This window comes from Burkholderia sp. BE12 (genome assembly GCF_002959955.1).
Taxonomy (GTDB): Bacteria; Pseudomonadota; Gammaproteobacteria; order Burkholderiales; family Burkholderiaceae; genus Burkholderia.
The window spans coordinates 69,765-87,102 of record NZ_PREY01000027.1; the positions used below are offsets into that span (position 1 = coordinate 69,765).

At 69.6% G+C, this 17,338-nt stretch carries 18 protein-coding genes, 1 pseudogene and 1 riboswitch; of the genes and pseudogenes, 11 read left to right on the plus strand and 8 right to left on the minus strand.

Annotated features, from left to right (window positions below):
- Positions 1 to 61: 61 nt before the first annotated feature.
- Genes C4B30_RS26025 through cobG form a run of 5 tightly spaced genes read right to left on the minus strand, consistent with a single transcriptional unit; the run spans position 62 to position 4,736 of the window.
- Positions 62 to 328 (minus strand): hypothetical protein, encoded by a 267-nt coding sequence (locus C4B30_RS26025; protein WP_027784446.1) that lies wholly within the window; start codon positions 326 to 328, stop codon positions 62 to 64.
- A complete protein-coding gene (gene cobJ / locus C4B30_RS26030; protein WP_027784447.1) occupies positions 298 to 2,019 on the minus strand; it encodes a precorrin-3B C(17)-methyltransferase in 1,722 nt (573 codons plus the stop codon). The genes C4B30_RS26025 and cobJ overlap by 31 nt, the downstream gene beginning before the upstream one ends.
- Positions 2,016 to 2,750, minus strand: a complete 735-nt coding sequence (locus tag C4B30_RS26035; RefSeq protein WP_027784448.1) for a precorrin-2 C(20)-methyltransferase — start codon at positions 2,748 to 2,750, stop codon at positions 2,016 to 2,018. Before C4B30_RS26035 ends, cobJ begins: the two co-directional genes overlap by 4 nt.
- The gene (locus tag C4B30_RS26040; protein ID WP_027784449.1) at positions 2,747 to 3,373 is read right to left on the minus strand and encodes a precorrin-8X methylmutase; all 627 of its coding nucleotides are present in this window, start codon (positions 3,371 to 3,373) and stop codon (positions 2,747 to 2,749) included. Before C4B30_RS26040 ends, C4B30_RS26035 begins: the two co-directional genes overlap by 4 nt.
- The gene (gene cobG, locus C4B30_RS26045) at positions 3,366 to 4,736 is read right to left on the minus strand and encodes a precorrin-3B synthase (RefSeq protein ID WP_027784450.1); all 1,371 of its coding nucleotides are present in this window, start codon (positions 4,734 to 4,736) and stop codon (positions 3,366 to 3,368) included. Before cobG ends, C4B30_RS26040 begins: the two co-directional genes overlap by 8 nt.
- 107 nt (positions 4,737 to 4,843) lie before the next feature.
- Positions 4,844 to 5,032: riboswitch (cobalamin riboswitch) on the minus strand.
- A gap of 217 nt (positions 5,033 to 5,249) precedes the next feature.
- Between cobG and C4B30_RS26050 the strand changes: the two genes are divergently transcribed.
- Genes C4B30_RS26050 through cobM form a run of 4 tightly spaced genes read left to right on the plus strand, consistent with a single transcriptional unit; the run spans position 5,250 to position 9,099 of the window.
- Positions 5,250 to 6,512, plus strand: coding sequence for a bifunctional cobalt-precorrin-7 (C(5))-methyltransferase/cobalt-precorrin-6B (C(15))-methyltransferase (locus tag C4B30_RS26050; protein WP_027784451.1), 1,263 nt, complete (start codon positions 5,250 to 5,252; stop codon positions 6,510 to 6,512).
- Positions 6,512 to 7,600: a cobalt-precorrin-5B (C(1))-methyltransferase gene (locus tag C4B30_RS26055; protein WP_027784452.1), complete on the plus strand. Its 1,089-nt coding sequence runs from the start codon at positions 6,512 to 6,514 to the stop codon at positions 7,598 to 7,600. The genes C4B30_RS26050 and C4B30_RS26055 overlap by 1 nt, the downstream gene beginning before the upstream one ends.
- Positions 7,597 to 8,328 carry a cobalt-precorrin-6A reductase gene (locus C4B30_RS26060; protein ID WP_027784453.1) on the plus strand — a complete coding sequence of 244 codons (732 nt, stop codon included), beginning with the start codon at positions 7,597 to 7,599 and terminating at the stop codon, positions 8,326 to 8,328. Before C4B30_RS26055 ends, C4B30_RS26060 begins: the two co-directional genes overlap by 4 nt.
- Positions 8,329 to 8,370: 42 nt before the next feature.
- Positions 8,371 to 9,099 (plus strand): precorrin-4 C(11)-methyltransferase, encoded by a 729-nt coding sequence (cobM, locus tag C4B30_RS26065; RefSeq protein ID WP_027784454.1) that lies wholly within the window; start codon positions 8,371 to 8,373, stop codon positions 9,097 to 9,099.
- A gap of 29 nt (positions 9,100 to 9,128) precedes the next feature.
- On the opposite strand, the pseudogene C4B30_RS26070 reads toward cobM, so the two are convergent.
- Positions 9,129 to 9,254 (minus strand): annotated as a pseudogene (locus C4B30_RS26070) (MFS transporter); the annotation flags it as partial.
- A gap of 223 nt (positions 9,255 to 9,477) precedes the next feature.
- Positions 9,478 to 10,182, minus strand: a complete 705-nt coding sequence (locus C4B30_RS26075) for a glutathione S-transferase N-terminal domain-containing protein (RefSeq protein WP_105133129.1) — start codon at positions 10,180 to 10,182, stop codon at positions 9,478 to 9,480.
- A gap of 472 nt (positions 10,183 to 10,654) precedes the next feature.
- On the opposite strand from C4B30_RS26075, the gene C4B30_RS26080 reads away from it, so the two are divergent.
- The 6 genes from C4B30_RS26080 (at position 10,655) to C4B30_RS26105 (ending at position 15,771) form a co-directional block, all read left to right on the plus strand.
- Positions 10,655 to 11,821 (plus strand): ABC transporter substrate-binding protein, encoded by a 1,167-nt coding sequence (locus C4B30_RS26080; protein WP_027784456.1) that lies wholly within the window; start codon positions 10,655 to 10,657, stop codon positions 11,819 to 11,821.
- Positions 11,822 to 11,870: 49 nt separating this feature from the next.
- Positions 11,871 to 12,950: an ABC transporter ATP-binding protein gene (locus tag C4B30_RS26085; RefSeq protein ID WP_027784457.1), complete on the plus strand. Its 1,080-nt coding sequence runs from the start codon at positions 11,871 to 11,873 to the stop codon at positions 12,948 to 12,950.
- A 49-nt stretch (positions 12,951 to 12,999) separates the two neighbouring features.
- Positions 13,000 to 13,872 (plus strand): ABC transporter permease, encoded by an 873-nt coding sequence (locus tag C4B30_RS26090; protein ID WP_027784458.1) that lies wholly within the window; start codon positions 13,000 to 13,002, stop codon positions 13,870 to 13,872.
- The gene (locus C4B30_RS26095; protein WP_027784459.1) at positions 13,872 to 14,795 is read left to right on the plus strand and encodes an ABC transporter permease; all 924 of its coding nucleotides are present in this window, start codon (positions 13,872 to 13,874) and stop codon (positions 14,793 to 14,795) included. The genes C4B30_RS26090 and C4B30_RS26095 overlap by 1 nt, the downstream gene beginning before the upstream one ends.
- A gap of 126 nt (positions 14,796 to 14,921) precedes the next feature.
- Complete coding sequence (locus tag C4B30_RS26100; protein ID WP_027784460.1) at positions 14,922 to 15,359, plus strand: hypothetical protein; 438 nt, start codon at positions 14,922 to 14,924, stop codon at positions 15,357 to 15,359.
- A 199-nt stretch (positions 15,360 to 15,558) separates the two neighbouring features.
- Positions 15,559 to 15,771, plus strand: a complete 213-nt coding sequence (locus C4B30_RS26105; protein WP_027784461.1) for a hypothetical protein — start codon at positions 15,559 to 15,561, stop codon at positions 15,769 to 15,771.
- Positions 15,772 to 15,986: 215 nt separating this feature from the next.
- Here C4B30_RS26105 and C4B30_RS35420 read toward each other — a convergent pair whose 3' ends face one another.
- On the minus strand, positions 15,987 to 16,145 hold the full coding sequence (locus tag C4B30_RS35420) for a hypothetical protein (protein WP_155257358.1): 159 nt from the start codon (positions 16,143 to 16,145) through the stop codon (positions 15,987 to 15,989).
- On the opposite strand from C4B30_RS35420, the gene C4B30_RS26110 reads away from it, so the two are divergent.
- Positions 16,144 to 17,334 carry a CaiB/BaiF CoA transferase family protein gene (locus C4B30_RS26110; RefSeq protein WP_027784462.1) on the plus strand — a complete coding sequence of 397 codons (1,191 nt, stop codon included), beginning with the start codon at positions 16,144 to 16,146 and terminating at the stop codon, positions 17,332 to 17,334. The two genes, C4B30_RS35420 and C4B30_RS26110, sit on opposite strands and share 2 nt — an antisense overlap.
- Positions 17,335 to 17,338 lie beyond the last annotated feature (4 nt).

Consider the following 17,338-nt stretch of genomic DNA (forward strand, 5'->3'; position numbering starts at 1 on the left):
GGCAGGCACGTGCCCCGTCGGCGGCGTGCCTATCTTGGAGGATTCGCGGCGAATAGGGAATTTAGGTGTTCTTCTTTTTGTTATTCGATTCCGGATACGTAACGAATTTGCCGATTCGGTCGTATTTCGAAACGCAGGCGGGCACTTTTTCCGACCGATTGCGCGACGCGGTGCGCATGGACCGGTTCCAGCGAACCGGCGACGCGCCGGCATGCCGATGACCGGTGCGCGCGTATTCGCATTCACGCGAGAGCGCCGCCGGATGCGGTATGCGCGCCGCGCCCGGCGCGGCGGCATTCAGCGATACCAGCGCGGCGTGTAGACCCATTCGCGAGCGTTGCCGATCGCGAAGCGCCGCGTCGTCGACGAGCCGACGATCACCATCGTGCGCATGTCGACCTGGTCGCCGCGTAGCGCGCCGAGGGTCGTCGTCGAAAGCGTCGCGCCCGGCCGGCCGATGTCGCGGCCGAGCACGACCACCGTGTCGGCCGCACGATGCGTGCGCACGATATCGAGCGCGCGGTCGAGCTGCCACGGCCGCGCGCGCGAAATCGGGTTGTAGAAGGCCATCACGAGATCGGCTTGCGCCGCATGCCGCAAGCGTGTCTCGATCACGTCCCACGGCTTCAGGTTGTCCGACAGCGAGATCGCGCAGAAGTCGTGGCCGAGCGGCGCGCCGGCCTGTGCGGCCGTCGCGAGCGACGCCGAGATGCCGGGCTCCACGCGCAGGTCGACCGCGGCCCATTGCGGGTCGCGCGCTTCGTCGAGCGCTTCGAGCACGGCCGCGGCCATTGCAAATACGCCGGGGTCGCCCGACGATACGACCGCGACGCGCCGGCCCTCGGCCGCCAGTTCGAACGCATGGCGCGCGCGCTGCATTTCCTCGCGATTGTCGGTGCCGTGCACGCGCTGGTCCGCCCGAAACGGGCCGGCCATGTTCACGTAGGTCGTATAGCCGAGGATGTCGGTCGCGTCCGCGAGCGCCGTGCGCGCGGCCGGCGTGAGCCATGCGGCCCCGCCCGGGCCGAGACCGAGCACCGTCAGGCGGCCGCGTGCGCGGCCGAGCGTGGCCGGGTCGACCGGATGCGACGCGACCGCGCACGCGAGACCGTGCGATGCCGCACGCATCGTGTAGGTGACGCGCAACGCGCGGCCGAGCAGCGTGGCGGCGTCGGCATCGGCGGCCGCGTCGTGGTCGCTATCGCCATCGATGAAACGCAGCGGCACGTCGAGCGTGCTCGCCGCTTCTTCCAGTGCGGGGTCGCCGATCGCCGACGCCGGCGCGACGATGGCCGCGAGCGCCAGCCGCGCGAGACCCTGCGCGTCGAGCGCGGCTGCGATGCGCACGGCCAGCGCGTCGTCGGCATGCACGGCATCCGCGGCGACGCCGACCACCACGCTGCGCGGATGAATCACGAGTTCGTCGCGCGCGCCGCGCCACGCGTCGGGCGTCACGCGAATCGCGTGCGCCGCCGCGGCATCGCGCGGCAGCGCAACCGCGTCGAGCCAAGGCGCGGCGCCGTCGATGCGCGTCGACGCGCCCGCGAGCAGGTCGGACACGAAGCGCTTGCCCTGCGCGAGATCGGCGAGCGCATAGCCTTCCGGCGGATTGAGCACGCACGCGCCGAAGCGCAGTTCGCCGCTCGTCGTGATCGACGGCGCGACGCCGACGCATTCGGCAATGTCGCGCGCGATCGCGTTGACGCCCGTCAGCCCGCCGAGCAGCGGCACGACGGCCGAACCGTCCTCCGCGACCGCGAGCACCGGCGGCTCGACGCCCTTGTCGGCGAGTGCGGGCGCGAGGCAGCGGATCACGATGCCGGCCGCGCACAGCGCGACGATCGGCAAGCCGCGCGCATAGAGTTCGCGCAGGTGCGCGCCGAGTTCGTCGAACGGCACGTCGGCGTCGACGCGCGATGCGAGGCCGTGCACACGGGCGCCCGGGTAACGCGCCTGGATCCGTCGCGCGGTATCGAGCGCGCCCGCGCCGAGAATCACGATCGCGGGCGGTGTCGTCATCCTTGCCATTTTTCCCCCGGCACGACGAGCAGCGAGAAATACGGCGACGCCATCGGATCGACCTCGTCGAGCGGCACGATGCGCTGGTTCGCCATCGTCGCGCGCTCGACGTACAGCGTGCGCTTCGCGAGCCCGAGTTCGTCGAGCACGCGCCGCACCTTGTCGAAATTGCGGCCGAGTTTCATCACGACCGCTGCATCGGCCCGCGCGAGCCGCTCGCGCAGTTCGTGCTCGGGCAGCACGCCCGACAGCACCGACAGGCTCTGGTTGCGATAGACGAGCGGCTGGCCGAGCACGGCCGTGCCGCCGAGCATCGCGCACACGCCCGGGATCACCTCGGTGTCGTAACGCGGCGCGAGGCGGTCGTGCAGGTACATGTACGAGCCGTAGAAGAACGGATCGCCTTCGCAGATCACCGCGACGTCGCGGCCTGCATCGAGGTGCGCCGCGACGATCTCGGCCGCGGTGTCGTAGAAATCGGCGATCACGGTCTCGTAGCACAGCGGCGGCGGCAGCGCCTCGGTCGTCACCGGATAGACGAGCGGCAGTTGCGTCTGCCCGTCGAGCAGGTGCGCCTCGACGATGCCGTACGCGTTGCCTTTCTTGCCCTTCGCGACGAAATACGCGACCACGGGCGCCGCCTGCAGCACGCGTAGCGCCTTGATCGTCATCAGTTCGGGATCGCCGGGGCCGACCCCGACGCCGAACAGCCGTCCGCGCGCGCTCGTCATTCGACCTCCGTTGCCAGCGCATTGACCGCCGCGGCGGCCATCGCACTGCCGCCGCGCCGGCCGAGCAGCGCGACGTACGGCACGCCGCGGCTGTCGGCATCGAGCATCGCCTTCGATTCGGCCGCGCCGATGAAGCCGACCGGGAACCCGACGATCAGCGCGGGGCGCGGCGCGCCGGCGTCGATCATGTCGAGCAGATGGAACAGCGCGGTCGGCGCATTGCCGATCACGACGACGCTGCCCGCGAGATGCGGGCGCCACAGTTCGAGCGCGGCGGCCGAACGCGTGGTGCCGAGGTGTCGCGCGAGATCGGGCACCTCCGGCTCGCCGAGCGTGCAGATCACGCGGTTGGCCGCAGGCAGCCGCGCGCGCGTGATGCCTTCGGCGACCATCCTCGCGTCGCACAGGATCGGCGCGCCGGCCGCGAGCGCCGCGCGGCCGGCCGTGCCGGCACCGTCCGAGAAGCGCAGGTCGTACACGACGTCGACCATCCCGCACGCGTGGATCACGCGCACCGCGAGTTTCTCGAGATCGGGCGGAACCCGCGACAGGTCGGCCTCGGCGCGAATCGTCGCGAACGACTGGCGGTAGATTTCCTGCCCGTCGCGAATGTAGTCAAGCATCGGTGGTGTCCTGGCTGTGCCGCGCGTCCATGAGTCGGACCGCGACCTGGTCAATCGTCAGATGGCGCGCGAGGGGGGCGCCGAGGCCCGCGGCCGCGTCGCGCCGGTAAAGGTCGTAATGCGCGGGCGCCACCGCGACGAGCGTATGTGCGGCCGGGTGCGGCAGCGCGCAATGGCGCTCGCATCCGGTCAGATGCACGTCGAGCGGATGGCCGACGCGCGCGGCGAGCGCGCGCGCGTCGTGTTTCGTGTCGGCGCGCGCTTTCGCGCAGCCCGTGCTGCCGGTGCAGGCGACGAGCGTCGCCAGCGGGTCGGTCGAGGTGCACACGAGGCCGAGCGACGCGAGTGCTTCGCGCGTCGCGGCCGCGCGCGCGTTCGGCACGCCGTGCATGAACACGCCTTGCCACGGCGTCATCGACAGCGTGCCGTCGCCGTCGGCTTCGGCCAGTGCGGCGAGCTGCGCCAGTTGCGCCGCGTCGAGCCGCCCGAGCGCGAATTGCGCGCCGATGCTGCAACGCGCCGTATCGCGCGACGGGTGCGCGCCGAAACGCAACGCAGGGTCGACACGCGTGCGCCGCCACGCGGCAAGCGCCGGATCGGCCGCGAGCGGGAAGGGCAGGTAGTGCCGGGCGCGCTCGAGCAGCGCGCGTTCGCCGCACGTCGCAAGCAATGCGCGCATCCGCGTGACGTCGGCCGGCGCGAGATCGAGGAACGCGAGCAGCAGCGCGCGAACCAGTGCCACGCCCTGATCGGCCGACACGTCGACCGAAGCGGGCCGGTCGCCGCGCGCCATCGGCGGACAGCCGGCCAGCCCCGCCGCGAGGCGTACCGCGCCGTCGCCGCGGCGCCACGCGGCCAGCCAGATGTCGTGCGGATGATCGAGCGCCGCGACCGTTTCGCCGCCGTCGAGCTGGATCGAGAATTTCGGTGACAATTCGCCGCGGCGCGGCTCGCTCGCCAGCATGTCGAGCAGCGGCACGGCGAGCGCGTAGCTATCGACGAGGGCGGCGGGGTCGTGCCCGGCAAGCGGGCTCACCATCACGTTGCGGACGTCGTCGCTCGCTGCGAGCGAGGCCGTGTCGACCGCATCGGCCGTGGCGTCGTCAGCGCTTGTGCGCGGGCCGAGCCCCGCATCGAGCAACGCGCGCATCAGCGCATCGGCCACGCCGTCGCGAATGCCGCGCAGCTGGAGATTCGCGCGATTGGTCGCATCGATCGCGCCGGACCCGTACAGGCGCGCGGCGGCGGCGATCGCGCGCGCCTGGCGCGCGTGGAGCCGGCCGCCTGGCAGCTTGATCCGGCACAGTCCGCCATCGGCGGCCGCGACCACGCGCGCGAGCCCCGGGCAGGCCGACGGGCGCACGACGGGCGACGCAGGAATCGAATCGGGAGCGGAACTCAACGGGATACCGGAACAGTGTGGCGCCGCGGCCAACGCATCGGTACACCCCGCCCGACGCCGACTGGCACGCACGCACTTTCTGGCCGGCAGGTCTCCTGGCTGACAGGTCGGCGCCGGCTCCCGGCCTTCCCGGTGAAACCAGTGGCATGAGGGGGATCGGCTCGCTGTCTACAGTTGCGGGGGCAGCCACAGCGGCGCGCGAGGCGCCCTGTGTTCCCTCTTCGGCCCCGAAGGGCACCGGCGAACGAACGGCCGTAGGATACCCGATTTCGGCCACGATTCGCGATCGGCTGGCGGTTCGCGGCGGGCGAAGCCGGCAACGGTCGGGCGCGAACGGGCGGGCAGATGAAACGCGGGGTGGAACACGGTACCATGCCGTTTTTTGCAATGCGGACGACCGCATCGGCGCTGGCCGCATCGGCGCTTTCACGGCCGAGCGGCGACACGATGAAATCGAACGATGGGGAAGGATGCATGACGGCGTGGCTGACGGTAGTGGGCATCGGCGACGACGGTTACGCGGGGCTCGGACGCCACGCGCGGCGCGCGCTGCTCGACGCGACGCACGTGGTCGGCGCGAAACGGCATCTCGACATGCTGCCCGCGCGGCTGAGGGCGACGCGCGAAGCATGGCCGTCGCCGTTCGACCTGTCGGGGCTGCTCGCGCGCCGCGGCGCGCCCGTGTGCGTGCTCGCGAGCGGCGACCCGATGCTGTTCGGCGTCGGCGCGACGCTCGCCCGCGCGCTTTCTCCCGACGAATGGCGCGTGCTGCCCGCGCCGTCGTCGCTGTCGCTCGCGGCCGCACGCCTCGGCTGGGCGCTGCAGGACGTCGGCGCCGTGTCGCTCGTCGGGCGTCCGCTCGCGATGCTGGCCCGCCACCTGCTGCCGGGCCGGCGCCTGTTCGTGCTGAGCGCCGACGGCCGCACGCCGGCCGCCGTCGCGGCCGAACTCGCCGCTCGCGGCTTCGGGCCGACGCGCGTCAGCGTGTTCGAACACCTCGGCGGCCCGCTCGAACGACGGATCGATGGCCTCGCGCAAGACTGGAGCGTCGCCGAAACGGCCGCGCTCAATCTCGTCGCGCTCGACTGCCGGGCGGCCCCGGACGCGCCGCGCCGCGCGCTCACGCCCGGCCTGCCCGACGACGCGTACCGCCACGACGGCCAGCTCACCAAGCGCGACCTGCGCGCGATGACGCTCGGGCGCCTCGCACCCGCGCCCGGCGAACTGCTGTGGGACGTCGGCGCGGGCAGCGGCTCGATCGGCATCGAATGGATGCGCGCGCATCCATCGTGCCAGGCGATCGCGATCGAAGCGCATGCGGAGCGGCAACGCTTCATCGAACACAACCGCGATACGCTCGGCGTGCCGGGCCTGCAACTCGTCGCGGGCCGGGCGCCCGATGCGCTTGCGGGGCTCGCCACGCCCGACGCGATCTTCATCGGCGGCGGCGCGACGGCGCCCGGCGTGCTCGACGCCTGCTGGGCGTCGCTGAAACCCGGCGGGCGGCTGGTCGCGAACGCGGTCACGCTGCAGGGAGAAACGGCGCTCGCCGCGTGGCGCGATGCGCATGGCGGCACGCTCACGCGCGTGTCGCTCGCGCATGCCGAACCGCTCGGCCGCTTCGACACGTGGCGACAGCCGTTGCCGGTCACGCTGTACGACGTGCGCAAGCCCGATGCGGCCGACTCGTCGACCATGTCGAATCCGTCGAACGCAACGAACCCAATGGACGCGTGATGCGCGACGAAACCCCCGAACGGCCCGCGCCGCTGCGCTTCGGCTACACGACCGGCAGCTGCGCGACCGCGACGTCGCTCGCTGCTGCGCGGCTGCTGCTCACGGGCCGCACAGACGACGCGGTCGAGATCGTGCTGCCGAAGGGACAACGCGTGATGATGCGGCTCGAATTCTGCCGCGCCACGGCCGACGGCGCCGAAGCCGGCACGATCAAGGATGCCGGCGACGACCCGGACGTCACGCACGGCGCGCTGATCTTCGCGCGCGTCGCGCTCGCGGCGGCGCCCGGCGTGCGCTTTCATGCGGGGCCGGGCGTCGGCACGGTCACGCGCGCGGGCCTGACGCTGCCGGTCGGCGACCCGGCGATCAACCCGGTGCCGCGCCAGATGATGACCACGCACCTGGAAGCGCTCGCCGCCGAGCAGGGCTACGCGGGCGGTTTCGACGTAACGATCGGCGTCGAGGGCGGCGAGGCGCTCGCGCTGAAGACGATGAACCCGCGCCTGGGCATCGTCGGCGGGCTGTCGATCCTCGGCACGACCGGCATCGTGCGGCCGTTTTCGTGTTCGGCCTATATCGCGTCGATTCATCAGGGCATCGACGTCGCGCGGGCGAACGGCATCGCGCACATCGCCGCCTGCACGGGCAACGCGAGCGAGGACGCGATGCGCGCGCACTACGGTCTGCCCGACATGGCGCTGATCGAGATGGGCGATTTCGCGGGCGCGGTGCTCAAGCACCTGCGGCGCGCGCCGGTCGCGCGCCTGTCGATGTGCGGCGGCTTCGGCAAGCTGAGCAAGCTCGCGGCCGGCCATCTCGACCTGCACAGCCGCCATTCGAGCATCGACCTGCCGCTGCTCGCGCAGTGGGCGGCCGAAGCCGGCGCGAGCGATGCGCTGCAGGCCGCGATGCGCGCCGCGAACACGAGCCAGGAAGCGTTGAAACTGGCGCGGGCCGACGGAGTGCCGCTCGGCGATCTCGTTTGCGCGCACGCGTTGCAGGTGGCGCGCGACATCGTGCCGCCGTCGGTCGCGGTCGAGATGTTCGCGATCGACCGGCAGGGCCGCTTCGTCGGGGAGGCGCGATGAGCCCGCGCATCCTGCTGCTCGGCGGCACCGGCGATGCGCTGAAAATCGCGCGCGCGCTTGGTCCGCATCATGTCTATAGTCTCGCCGGCCTCGGCAAGGCGCCCGACGACTTGCGCTGCGACGTGCGCGTCGGCGGTTTCGGCGGTGCGGCGGGGCTGACCGCATATCTTCGCGACGCCGGCATCGGCCTCGTGCTCGACGCAACGCATCCGTACGCCGCGCAAATCAGCGCGAACGCGGCGGCGGCCACGCGCGATGCAGGCGTGCCGCTATGGGCGCTGCGCCGTGCGCCGTGGACGCCGCAACCGGGCGACGACTGGCGCATGGTCGACGACTGGGCCGGCATCGAGGCCGCGCTTGCCCCGTTCAAACGGCCGCTGTTCACGCTCGGCCGCGAACCGCTCGCGCATCTCGATGCGATTCCGCCGCACCAGTTCTGGCTCGTGCGCTGCCTCGATGCCCACCCCGGCAATGCCCGCGCGCAGGTCGTTGCGGCGCGCGGGCCGTTCACGCCCGACGGCGAGCGCGCGCTGTTCGCGCTGGCGGGTATCGACGTCGTCGTCAGCAAGAACAGCGGCGGCGCGGCCACCGAGGCCAAGCTCGAGGTCGCGCGCGAACGCAGGCTGCCGGTCGTGATGCTGCGCCGGCCGCCGCTGCCCGATGCCGATCGCGCGTTCGACTCGGTCACGGCGCTCGTCGACGCACTCGATCCGGCCGCGCGCGTCTGACGCGACGCAGCGGTCATCCCACGAATTGACGGAGAAATTTCGATGACGGTGTATTTCATCGGCGCGGGCCCCGGCGACCCGGAGCTGATCACGGTGAAGGGCCAGCGCCTCGTGCGCACGTGTCCGGTGATCCTGTATGCGGGCTCGCTCGTGCCGGCCGCCGTGCTCGACGGTCATTGCGCCGAGCAGGTCGTCAACACGGCCGAACTCGATCTCGATGCGATCGTCGCGCTGCTCGCCGCCGCGCATGCGAAAGGGCAGGACGTCGCGCGCGTGCATTCGGGCGATCCGTCGCTGTACGGCGCGATCGGCGAACAGATCCGCCGCCTGAAAGCGCTCGGGATTCCATACGAAATCGTGCCGGGCGTGACGGCCACGGCCGCGTGCGCGGCGACGCTCGGCGTCGAACTGACGCTGCCCGGCGTCGCGCAGACGGTGATCCTCACGCGCTTCGCGGGCAAGACGACGATGCCGGAAGGCGAAGCGCTCGGCGCGCTCGCCGCGCATCGCGCGACGCTCGCGATCCATCTCGGCGTGCGCCATCTCGCGCGCATCGTCGACGAAGTGCTGCCGCATTACGGCGCCGATTGCCCGGTGGCGGTGATCTATCGCGCGAGCTGGCCCGACGAGGAACGCGTGACGGGCACGCTGGCCGACATCGTCGGCAAGGTGCAGGGCACGCAGATCGAGCGCACCGCGCTGATCCTGATCGGGCGCGTGCTCGACGCCGAAGGGTTCGCGGATTCGACGCTGTACGCGAGCGCGGGCTGAACGCGCCAGCGCCCGGCCCGCGGCGTCGCTCAGATCCGCGCCGCGTGCCGCGCCAGCTTCGGCGCAAACCCTGCGGCCAGCGCGAATAGCGCGACACACAGGCACGCCATCGCGACCCATGCGGGCGTCAGGTCCGCGAGATGCTGGCGAGCGCTGCTGGCCGTTGTCGGCTGGAACAGGCGCAGTTGTCGCAACTGCCGGAAAAGCTGCTGGCGGGGCTGGAAAATCCTGCGCCGGAAGCGCCTGACGGAAAGTAGCGCCGCCGGATGCGTGACGTCGGCGCACCGCGCGGGCAAAAAACTGCCCGCCGCGCAATGGGGCGGGCCGGCTCGAGCCGCGCGCGGGCCCCACACAGCGAGCCCGCGTTGCTGCCCGGTCTTAACCGCGCGCCGGGATATTGAGCCCGCGCGCGACAGCCGGACGGGCGACGAACGCGTCGAGCGCGCGCGCCACGTGCCGGAATTCGCTGAAGCCGACCAGATCGCCTGCTTCGTAGAAGCCGATCAGGTTGCGCACCCACGGGAAGATCGCGATGTCGGCGATCGTGTAGGCGTCGCCCATCACCCACTCGCGGTTCGCGAGATGCGCGTCGAGCACGCCGAGCAGGCGCTTCGATTCGGCGACGTAGCGCTCGCGCGGACGCTTGTCCTCGTAGTCGCGGCCGGCGAACTTGTGGAAGAAGCCGACCTGGCCGAACATCGGCCCGATGCCGCCCATCTGGAACATCACCCACTGGATCGTCTCGTAGCGGCCCGCGAGATCCTGCGGATTCAGCTGGCCCGTCTTGTCCGCCAGATAGATCAGGATCGCGCCCGATTCGAACAGCGGCAGCGGCTTGCCGTCGGGGCCGTTCGGATCGATGATCGCCGGGATCTTGTTGTTCGGATTCAGCGACAGGAATTCGGGCGACAACTGGTCGTTCGTGTCGAAGCGCACGAGGTGCGGCTCGTACGGCAGGCCGGTTTCCTCGAGCATGATCGACACCTTGACGCCGTTCGGCGTCGGCAGCGAGTAGAGCTGGAGACGGTCGGGGTGCTGGGCCGGCCACTTTTGCGTGATCGGAAAGGCGGACAGGTCGGGCATGAAGGTTCGCTCGTCGAAGTGAATGATCCGCGCCCGCCCGTGCCGCCGCGCTCGCGCACGGTTCGCGGCGCGGCGGCGGGGCGGAGCGCGCCGAAAGCGCCCACTGTAGCCGATCCGGGAAATCGATGCAGGCGACGGTCGGCACCGGCCGCTCAGCGTGATAGCCGTGCTCGGCGCCGCTCACGATGGGTGCCGCAAGCCACGGGCGAGCAACGCGTCTCCGTCGGCTGACGGCCGCATACGGTCCGATGCGTTTTCGTCTTGCATCGAGATACGACGTCCTAACACGCTCCGCAAACGGCTCCCCGACCCCGACTCAATCAAGTCGTCACGCAATTCATCAACAAACGGAAGCCTTTTGTCAGGGAAAGTCCCGCCCCACCTTCCGCGGTTTTTTGTTGACCGACATCGTATAACGCCGTCATGATTTCCTGACAAGAAAGGTCCCATCCACCGACCGAAGTGAGGAGACATGAACACCACCCCGATCGCTCGCCGTGTCCGCCGGATTGCACTCGCACTGGGCTTCGCGCTGTCGGCCGCCGCGGCCGTTGCAGCCCCCGTATCGCTGAACATCGTCGACGTCGCAGGCAACCTGCAGCTCACGCAGAAGGCCATCGAGGCGTTCAAGGAGAAGAACCCGAATCTCGTCGCGAACGTCACGTTCACGAACGCACCCGCGCCGCAATTGCCGGGCAAGATCAAGGCGATGCAGGGGGCGGGGCGCTCCGACATCGACCTCGTGCTGACGGGCACCGACGCGCTCGCCGCCGGCATCGAGCAGAACCTGTGGCAGAAGCTCCTGCCCGACAACGCGGCCGCGTTCCCCGGCGTACTCGACAAGTACGCGCCGGGCCCGCGCAAGATGCAGGATCTCGCGCAGGGCTACGGCCTCGAAGTCACTTACATGCCGGCCGGCCCGCTCCTCGAATACAACCCGGCGAAGGTCAGCAATCCGCCGAAGACGCCCGATCAACTGCTCGCGTGGTGCAAGGCGCACCCGAACAAGCTGATCTATGCGCGCCCGGCGAACTCGGGCCCGGGCCGCACGTTCCTGATGGGGCTGCCGTACGTGCTCGGCGACAAGAATCCGCAGGATCCGATCAACGGCTGGGACAAGACCTGGGCGTTCCTGAAGGCGCTGAACGACTGCGTGCCGTATTACCCGGGCGGCACGTCGGCGGTGATGAAGGAGCTCGGCGAAGGCACGCGCGACATGACCGTGACCGTCACGGGCTGGGACCTCAACCCGCGCGCGCTCGGCATCGTGCCGGCCGAATTCAAGATCCAGGCGTTCGACAACATGACCTGGGTCAACGACGCGCACTACATGGTGATCCCGAAGGGCGTGCCGAAGGAAAAGCTCGACGTGCTGTACAAGCTGATGAATTTCCTGCTGGAGCCGGCGCAGCAGGCGATGACCTACGACGACGGGTACTTCTATCCGGGCCCGGCGGTGAAGGGCGTGACGCTCGAGATGGCGCCCGCGCACAGCCAGGAAGTCGTGCACAAATTCGGCCGCCCCGAATACGCGAAGCTGCTCGCCGATCGCCCGCACGTGCAGCCGCTCAGCGCGCAGGCGATGGTCGCCGCGTTCCAGAAGTGGGATCGCGAGATCGGTTCGCAGAAGTCGAAGTGACGCCTGAACCGGCGGGCGCCGCGGCGCCCGCGTCGATGGAGTTCGTGGAATGAAGCACAGTTTCGAACGGTTGCGGCTCGACGGCGTGTGCCGCAGTTTCACCAATGCGCAAGGCGCGCAGGTCGCCGCGCTGAACGGGCTCGACCTCGAGATCCGGCGCGGCGAGTTCATCGCGCTGCTGGGCCCGTCGGGCTGCGGCAAATCGACCGCGCTGAACTGCATCGCCGGGTTGCAGCCGCTCACGAGCGGCGGCATCTGGCTCGACGATACGCGCATCGACGTGCTGCCGCCCGAGCGTCGCGGCTTCGGGATGGTGTTCCAGAACTACGCGCTGTTTCCGCACATGTCGGTGCTCGACAACGTCGGCTTCGGCCTCAAGATGCGCGGCGTGCCGAGGCAGGAAACGCGGCGGCGCGCGCAGCAGGCGCTCGAGCTCGTGCAGCTCGTCGGTCACGAAGGCAAGCTGCCCGGGCAACTGTCGGGCGGGCAGCAGCAGCGCGTCGCGATCGCGCGCGCGATCGTGATCGAGCCGCCGCTCGTGCTGATGGACGAGCCGCTGTCGAACCTCGACACGAAACTGCGCATCGAGATGCGCGCGGAGATCCGCCGCATCCACACGCAGCTCGAACGCGCGACGATCTACGTGACGCACGACCAGGACGAGGCGCTGTCGATGGCCGACCGCATCGTCGTGATGAAGGAGGGCGTCGTGCAGCAAGTCGCGTCGCCGAAGGACGTGTACACGCGCCCGCACAACCTGCATGTCGCGCGCTTCATGGGCTATCGCAACGTGCTGCCATTTACGCTCGAAGGAATGGCCGGCGATCACGTGAGCGTCGCGTCGGGCGGCGTGCGCCTCGCAGGCGTGCCGATGGCCGGCTTCGACGCGAAGGACGTCGTGGTCGCGCTGCGCCCCGACGACATCGAGCGCGCGGAAGAAGGCGCCGACAATGCGTTCGACGCGACCGTCGAGACGGTCGAGTACGGCGGCCGCGACTCGCTGATCCGCGCGGTCACTCCGTTCGGCGCGATCTGGGCCTGTATGGCCGGCGAGTTCACCGAAGGTGAACCGCTGCGGCTGCGCGTGGCGCCGGCACGTACGCTGGTCTATGCGGGAGACGTGCGATGAACGGGCTGCGCCAGGGGGCATGCACGTGGGCGTCCCGCCCGGAGGCCGCATGAGCACGCTCGCGACCGGCGGCGCGCCGCGCGACGCGAAAGCCTGGCTCGTCACGCCGGCGCTCGCATTCATCGCCGCGCTGTTCATCTATCCGTTCGCGTACGGCCTCGTGCTGTCGTTCCAGCCGATGAACGGCGGCGGTGCGCTCGCGAACTACGTGCAGTTCTTCACCGACACCGCGATGTGGCCGACCGTGCTCGTCACGCTGAAGCTCGCGGTGCCGGCGACGCTGCTCAACGTCGGCATCGCGGTGCCGGTCGCGTTCGCGCTGCGCCGCAATTCGCCGTACCAGAAGTTCGTCACGACGCTGCTCGTGATTCCCGTCACGCTCGGCACAGTGCTCGTCGCCGACGGGATGCTCACGTATTTCGGGCCGAACGGCTGGTTTCCGCAGGCGCTGCAGGGGCTGCACCTGTACACGGACGAAGTGCGCCTCACGCACAACTACTGGGGCGTGCTGCTGTCGCTGATCGTGTCCGGGTTTCCGTTCGCGTTCCTGCTGATGCTGTCGTACATCAGCGGCATCGACCCGACGCTCGCGCGCGCGGCCGCGACGCTCGGCGCGAACCCGTGGCAGCAGTTTCGCCAGATCTACCTGCCGCTGCTCGTGCCGGGGCTCACGATGGCCGCGTGCCTGTCGTTCGTGCAGGCGTTCTCGGTGTTTCCGTCGGCCGTGCTGCTCGGCGCGCCGGCCGGCCCGACGCGCGTGATCTCGATCGCGGCCGCCGAAGCCGCGTTCGAAAGCTACGACTATTCGCTCGCGTCGGCGATCGCGATCGTGATGGGCTTCGTGCAGTTGCTGGTGGTCGCGTCGATGCTCGGCGCGCGCCGCTTCTTCTATACGGGCGCGGTGACGGGAGGCAAGGGCTGATGGCGACCGACAATCATGCCGCTCGCACGTGGCCGCCGAAGCACGACGCACCCGACGCGCGGCCCGTCGATACGGGGAAGCCGCACCGGATGAGAAGCAACCTCGCCGGCCGCGCGTGGAAGGCGCTCGTCTGGGCGCTGATGGCGTTCTTCCTGCTGAACGTGATGCTGCTGATCGCGACCGTCGCGGTGAACTCGGTCGCGACGCGCTGGTTCGGCACGCCGTTGCCGCAGGGCTTCACGCTGCACTGGTATGCGAAAGCGTGGGAAGACTTCCAGCTCGCGAGCGTGCTGTGGGTGACCGTCGAGGTGGTCGGCGCGGTCGTGCTGCTGTCGATCGCGCTCGGCGTGCCCGCCGCGTATGCGCTCGCGCGCGTGCAGTTCCGCGGCAAGCGCTTCGCGCTGCTGGTGTTCCTGCTGCCGCTGATGGTGCCGCCCGTCACGTACGGGATCCCGATGGCGACCGTGATGTACAAGATCGGGCTCGCGGGTACGCTGCCGGGCGTGATCCTCGCGAACCTCGTGCCGGCGCTGCCGTTCGTGATCCTCGTGATGACGCCGTTCATCGAGCAGATCGATCCGAACCTCGAAGCCGCCGCGCGCATCTTCGGCGCCAACACGTGGCGCTATTTCCGTTACGTGCTGCTGCCGCTGCTGGTGCCGGGCATGCTCGCGGCCGGGCTGCTCGTGCTGGTGCGCACGATCGGGATGTTCGAGCTGACGTTCTTCACCGCCGGCCCGAGCACGCAGACGCTCGTCGTCGCGCTGTATTACGCGGTGTTCTCGACCGGCGTGCGCGCGCCGCAGTCGATCGACGCGATGGCGATGATCTACATGGCCATCACGCTCGTGTGGGTCGTGATCGCGCTGCAGTTCGTCAGTCCGACCCAGCTTGTGAGCCGCGTGAAGCAGGAGCGGCAGTAGGCGAGGCGAGGGCGTCGTACGATCGCACGAGGTCGCCAGGCAGCGTGCAATTGGTTACAAATGGATACCGCGCATGACACGCGGACGTTGCAGACTACGCGGCGTTCACCCGATCGACGGATATCCATGAAGTTTCAAACGCTGCTGACACTCGCCGGCGCCTCGACGCTGCTGGCCGCCTGCAACCTGCTCCACGACGGTCCCGGATCGAGCGACGTCGATGCCGCCGTGCGCCGCGCGCTCGAAGCGGAAAACCACGGCGGCCTGAACGCGCTGTTCGGCCAGCCGCTGCCCGTGTCGGCCGACGTCGTCTCGGCGAAACCCGACGGCGACTGCAAGAAACTCGGCGATCGCACGTATTCGTGCGACGTCGTGGTCACGTGGCGCAACGCCGATTACTCGCCGTCGCGCGCGAACCTGACCTTCGTGAAGGCGGCCGACGGCTCGTGGCAGACGTCGGGCGTCGACGCGGCGCTCGTGACGGGCACCGCGAAGTCGCTGATCGACCATATCGGCAAGGCGTGGCCGGGCAATGCGGCAAGCGGCGCGTCGGTGCCGCAGTGATGCGCGGACGGTAAGCCTTCGTTCCTTTCTCCCGGATCGACGGCATCGGCCTCGCCGGCCGCACCGCCGCATTTTTCCGATAAAAAAGGGCGCGAGCACCGCGCCTATCTCGTTTGAATGCATCCTCGGTATGCGGGCAGGGTTATAGGGAAAACCCTTATCTCAAGGTATAATCACAGGCTGAGAGAAAGGTCAAATCATGCCTGAACGTTTCCAAGCCCTTGAAAAATTTGTGTTTTCCGTCGTCGTGATGTCCGCCGTCGTGTGCTCGGCCTTCCTCGCGTACGAGCGTCACCCCGAGATCAAGATCGCGCTGCACGAAGGCGAAGCGCTGATGCGCGAGAGCGCCAAGTACTCGGTCATCTGCTCGCCGTCCAAGGTCGATCCTTGCGTCGAGATGTCCGCTTACTGAGCGGCTTTTCCGCTGTTCGGACTTGCTCCGCGTCACCGCCGGTCCGAATGCTTGACGTAGCGTCCATCAGGTATCCGGGGCCGGCCGCAACACAGGACGGATGCACGAACCCGTTACGTGCCGAGTCGCTGGCGTAAGCAGCCCCGCATTCAACAGCCCCGCCTTCGGTCGGCCCCGCTTCGAGCAATCGAGCGGGGCCGTTCTGTTTGTACGTGTCATACGACATGCCGCGGCTCGCCGCCGACGTCGCGCTCGCGTCGTCGCACACCTTTTCCGTTTCGGAAAGGCTGGTTGACCATCGATCGATTTTCGCCGTGAGCGAACGCCGTCATGATCGCCGTCATCGACAACACGATTTCATCGGAGACAGTCATGACACGCCCCCTGGACGGCATCCGCGTGCTTGAACTCGGCCAATTGATCGCCGGACCGTTCGCGGGCCGGATGCTCGCCGAATTCGGCGCGGACGTCATCAAGGTCGAGCCGCCCGGCACCGGCGATCCGCTGCGCAAATGGCGGCTGCTGCACGACGGCACGTCGGTCTGGTGGGCCGCGCAATCGCGCAACAAGACCTCGCTCACGCTCAACCTGCGCACGCCCGAAGGGCAGGACGTCGTACGCCGCCTCGTCGCCGAAACCGACGTGCTGATCGAAAACTTCCGGCCCGGCACGCTCGAAGGCTGGGGGCTCGGCTGGGACGCGCTGTCCGCGATCAACCCGGGGCTCGTGATGCTGCGCGTGTCGGGCTTCGGGCAGACGGGCCCGTATCGCGACCGCCCCGGCTTCGGCGTGATCGCCGAGGCGATGGGCGGCCTGCGCCACCTCACCGGCGAGCCGGGCCGCACGCCGGTGCGCGTCGGCATCTCGCTCGGCGATTCGCTGTCGGCGCTCCACGGCGTGATCGGCGTACTGCTCGCGTTGCGGCATCGCGAACGGCAGGGCGGCAACGGGCAGGTCGTCGACGTCGCGCTGTACGAATCGGTATTCAACATGATGGAAAGCCTGCTGCCCGAATATGCGGCGTTCGGCGCGGTGCGCGAGCCGGCCGGCAGCAGCCTGCCGGGCATCGCACCGACCAACGCATACCGCTGCCGCGACGGCAGGTACGCGCTGATCGCCGGCAACGGCGACAGCATCTTCCGGCGCCTGATGGAACTCATCGGCCGGCCCGATCTCGGCAACGATCCGGCGCTCGCGCACAACGACGGGCGCGTCGCGCAGGTCGCGCGCATCGATGCGGCAATCGGCGAATGGAGCGCCCGCCACGACCTCGACGACGTGCTCGCCGCGCTGAACGACGCGCGCATTCCGTCCGGGCGCATCTACGACGTGGCCGACATCGCGGCCGATCCGCACTACCGTGCGCGCGACATGATCGTCGACGCTGCGCTGCCCGACGGCACCCCCGTGCTCGTGCCGGGTATCGTGCCGAAACTCGACGCCACGCCCGGACGCATCGAGCGGCCGGCGCCCGCGCTCGGCGCGGATACCGATGCGGTGCTCGAATCGATCGGCATCGATGCGGCGACGCGCGACGACTGGCGCACGCGCGGCGTGATCTGAAACA

What these genes read in the sequence shown, in the direction of transcription:
- C4B30_RS26040 (WP_027784449.1), bottom strand. Translation starts at nt 3,373, where the DNA reads ATGCTTGACTACATTCGCGACGGGCAGGAAATCTACCGCCAGTCGTTC.
- C4B30_RS26060 (WP_027784453.1), top strand. Translation starts at nt 7,597, where the DNA reads ATGAGCCCGCGCATCCTGCTGCTCGGCGGCACCGGCGATGCGCTGAAA.
- C4B30_RS26105 (WP_027784461.1), top strand. Translation starts at nt 15,559, where the DNA reads ATGCCTGAACGTTTCCAAGCCCTTGAAAAATTTGTGTTTTCCGTCGTC.
- C4B30_RS26095 (WP_027784459.1), top strand. Translation starts at nt 13,872, where the DNA reads ATGGCGACCGACAATCATGCCGCTCGCACGTGGCCGCCGAAGCACGAC.
- C4B30_RS26035 (WP_027784448.1), bottom strand. Translation starts at nt 2,750, where the DNA reads ATGACGAGCGCGCGCGGACGGCTGTTCGGCGTCGGGGTCGGCCCCGGC.
- C4B30_RS26050 (WP_027784451.1), top strand. Translation starts at nt 5,250, where the DNA reads ATGACGGCGTGGCTGACGGTAGTGGGCATCGGCGACGACGGTTACGCG.
- C4B30_RS26025 (WP_027784446.1), bottom strand. Translation starts at nt 328, where the DNA reads ATGGGTCTACACGCCGCGCTGGTATCGCTGAATGCCGCCGCGCCGGGC.
- cobJ (WP_027784447.1), bottom strand. Translation starts at nt 2,019, where the DNA reads ATGACGACACCGCCCGCGATCGTGATTCTCGGCGCGGGCGCGCTCGAT.
- C4B30_RS26080 (WP_027784456.1), top strand. Translation starts at nt 10,655, where the DNA reads ATGAACACCACCCCGATCGCTCGCCGTGTCCGCCGGATTGCACTCGCA.
- C4B30_RS26085 (WP_027784457.1), top strand. Translation starts at nt 11,871, where the DNA reads ATGAAGCACAGTTTCGAACGGTTGCGGCTCGACGGCGTGTGCCGCAGT.
- C4B30_RS26090 (WP_027784458.1), top strand. Translation starts at nt 13,000, where the DNA reads ATGAGCACGCTCGCGACCGGCGGCGCGCCGCGCGACGCGAAAGCCTGG.
- C4B30_RS26055 (WP_027784452.1), top strand. Translation starts at nt 6,512, where the DNA reads ATGCGCGACGAAACCCCCGAACGGCCCGCGCCGCTGCGCTTCGGCTAC.
- C4B30_RS26075 (WP_105133129.1), bottom strand. Translation starts at nt 10,182, where the DNA reads ATGCCCGACCTGTCCGCCTTTCCGATCACGCAAAAGTGGCCGGCCCAG.
- C4B30_RS35420 (WP_155257358.1), bottom strand. Translation starts at nt 16,145, where the DNA reads ATGACTGTCTCCGATGAAATCGTGTTGTCGATGACGGCGATCATGACG.
- C4B30_RS26100 (WP_027784460.1), top strand. Translation starts at nt 14,922, where the DNA reads ATGAAGTTTCAAACGCTGCTGACACTCGCCGGCGCCTCGACGCTGCTG.
- cobM (WP_027784454.1), top strand. Translation starts at nt 8,371, where the DNA reads ATGACGGTGTATTTCATCGGCGCGGGCCCCGGCGACCCGGAGCTGATC.
- C4B30_RS26110 (WP_027784462.1), top strand. Translation starts at nt 16,144, where the DNA reads ATGACACGCCCCCTGGACGGCATCCGCGTGCTTGAACTCGGCCAATTG.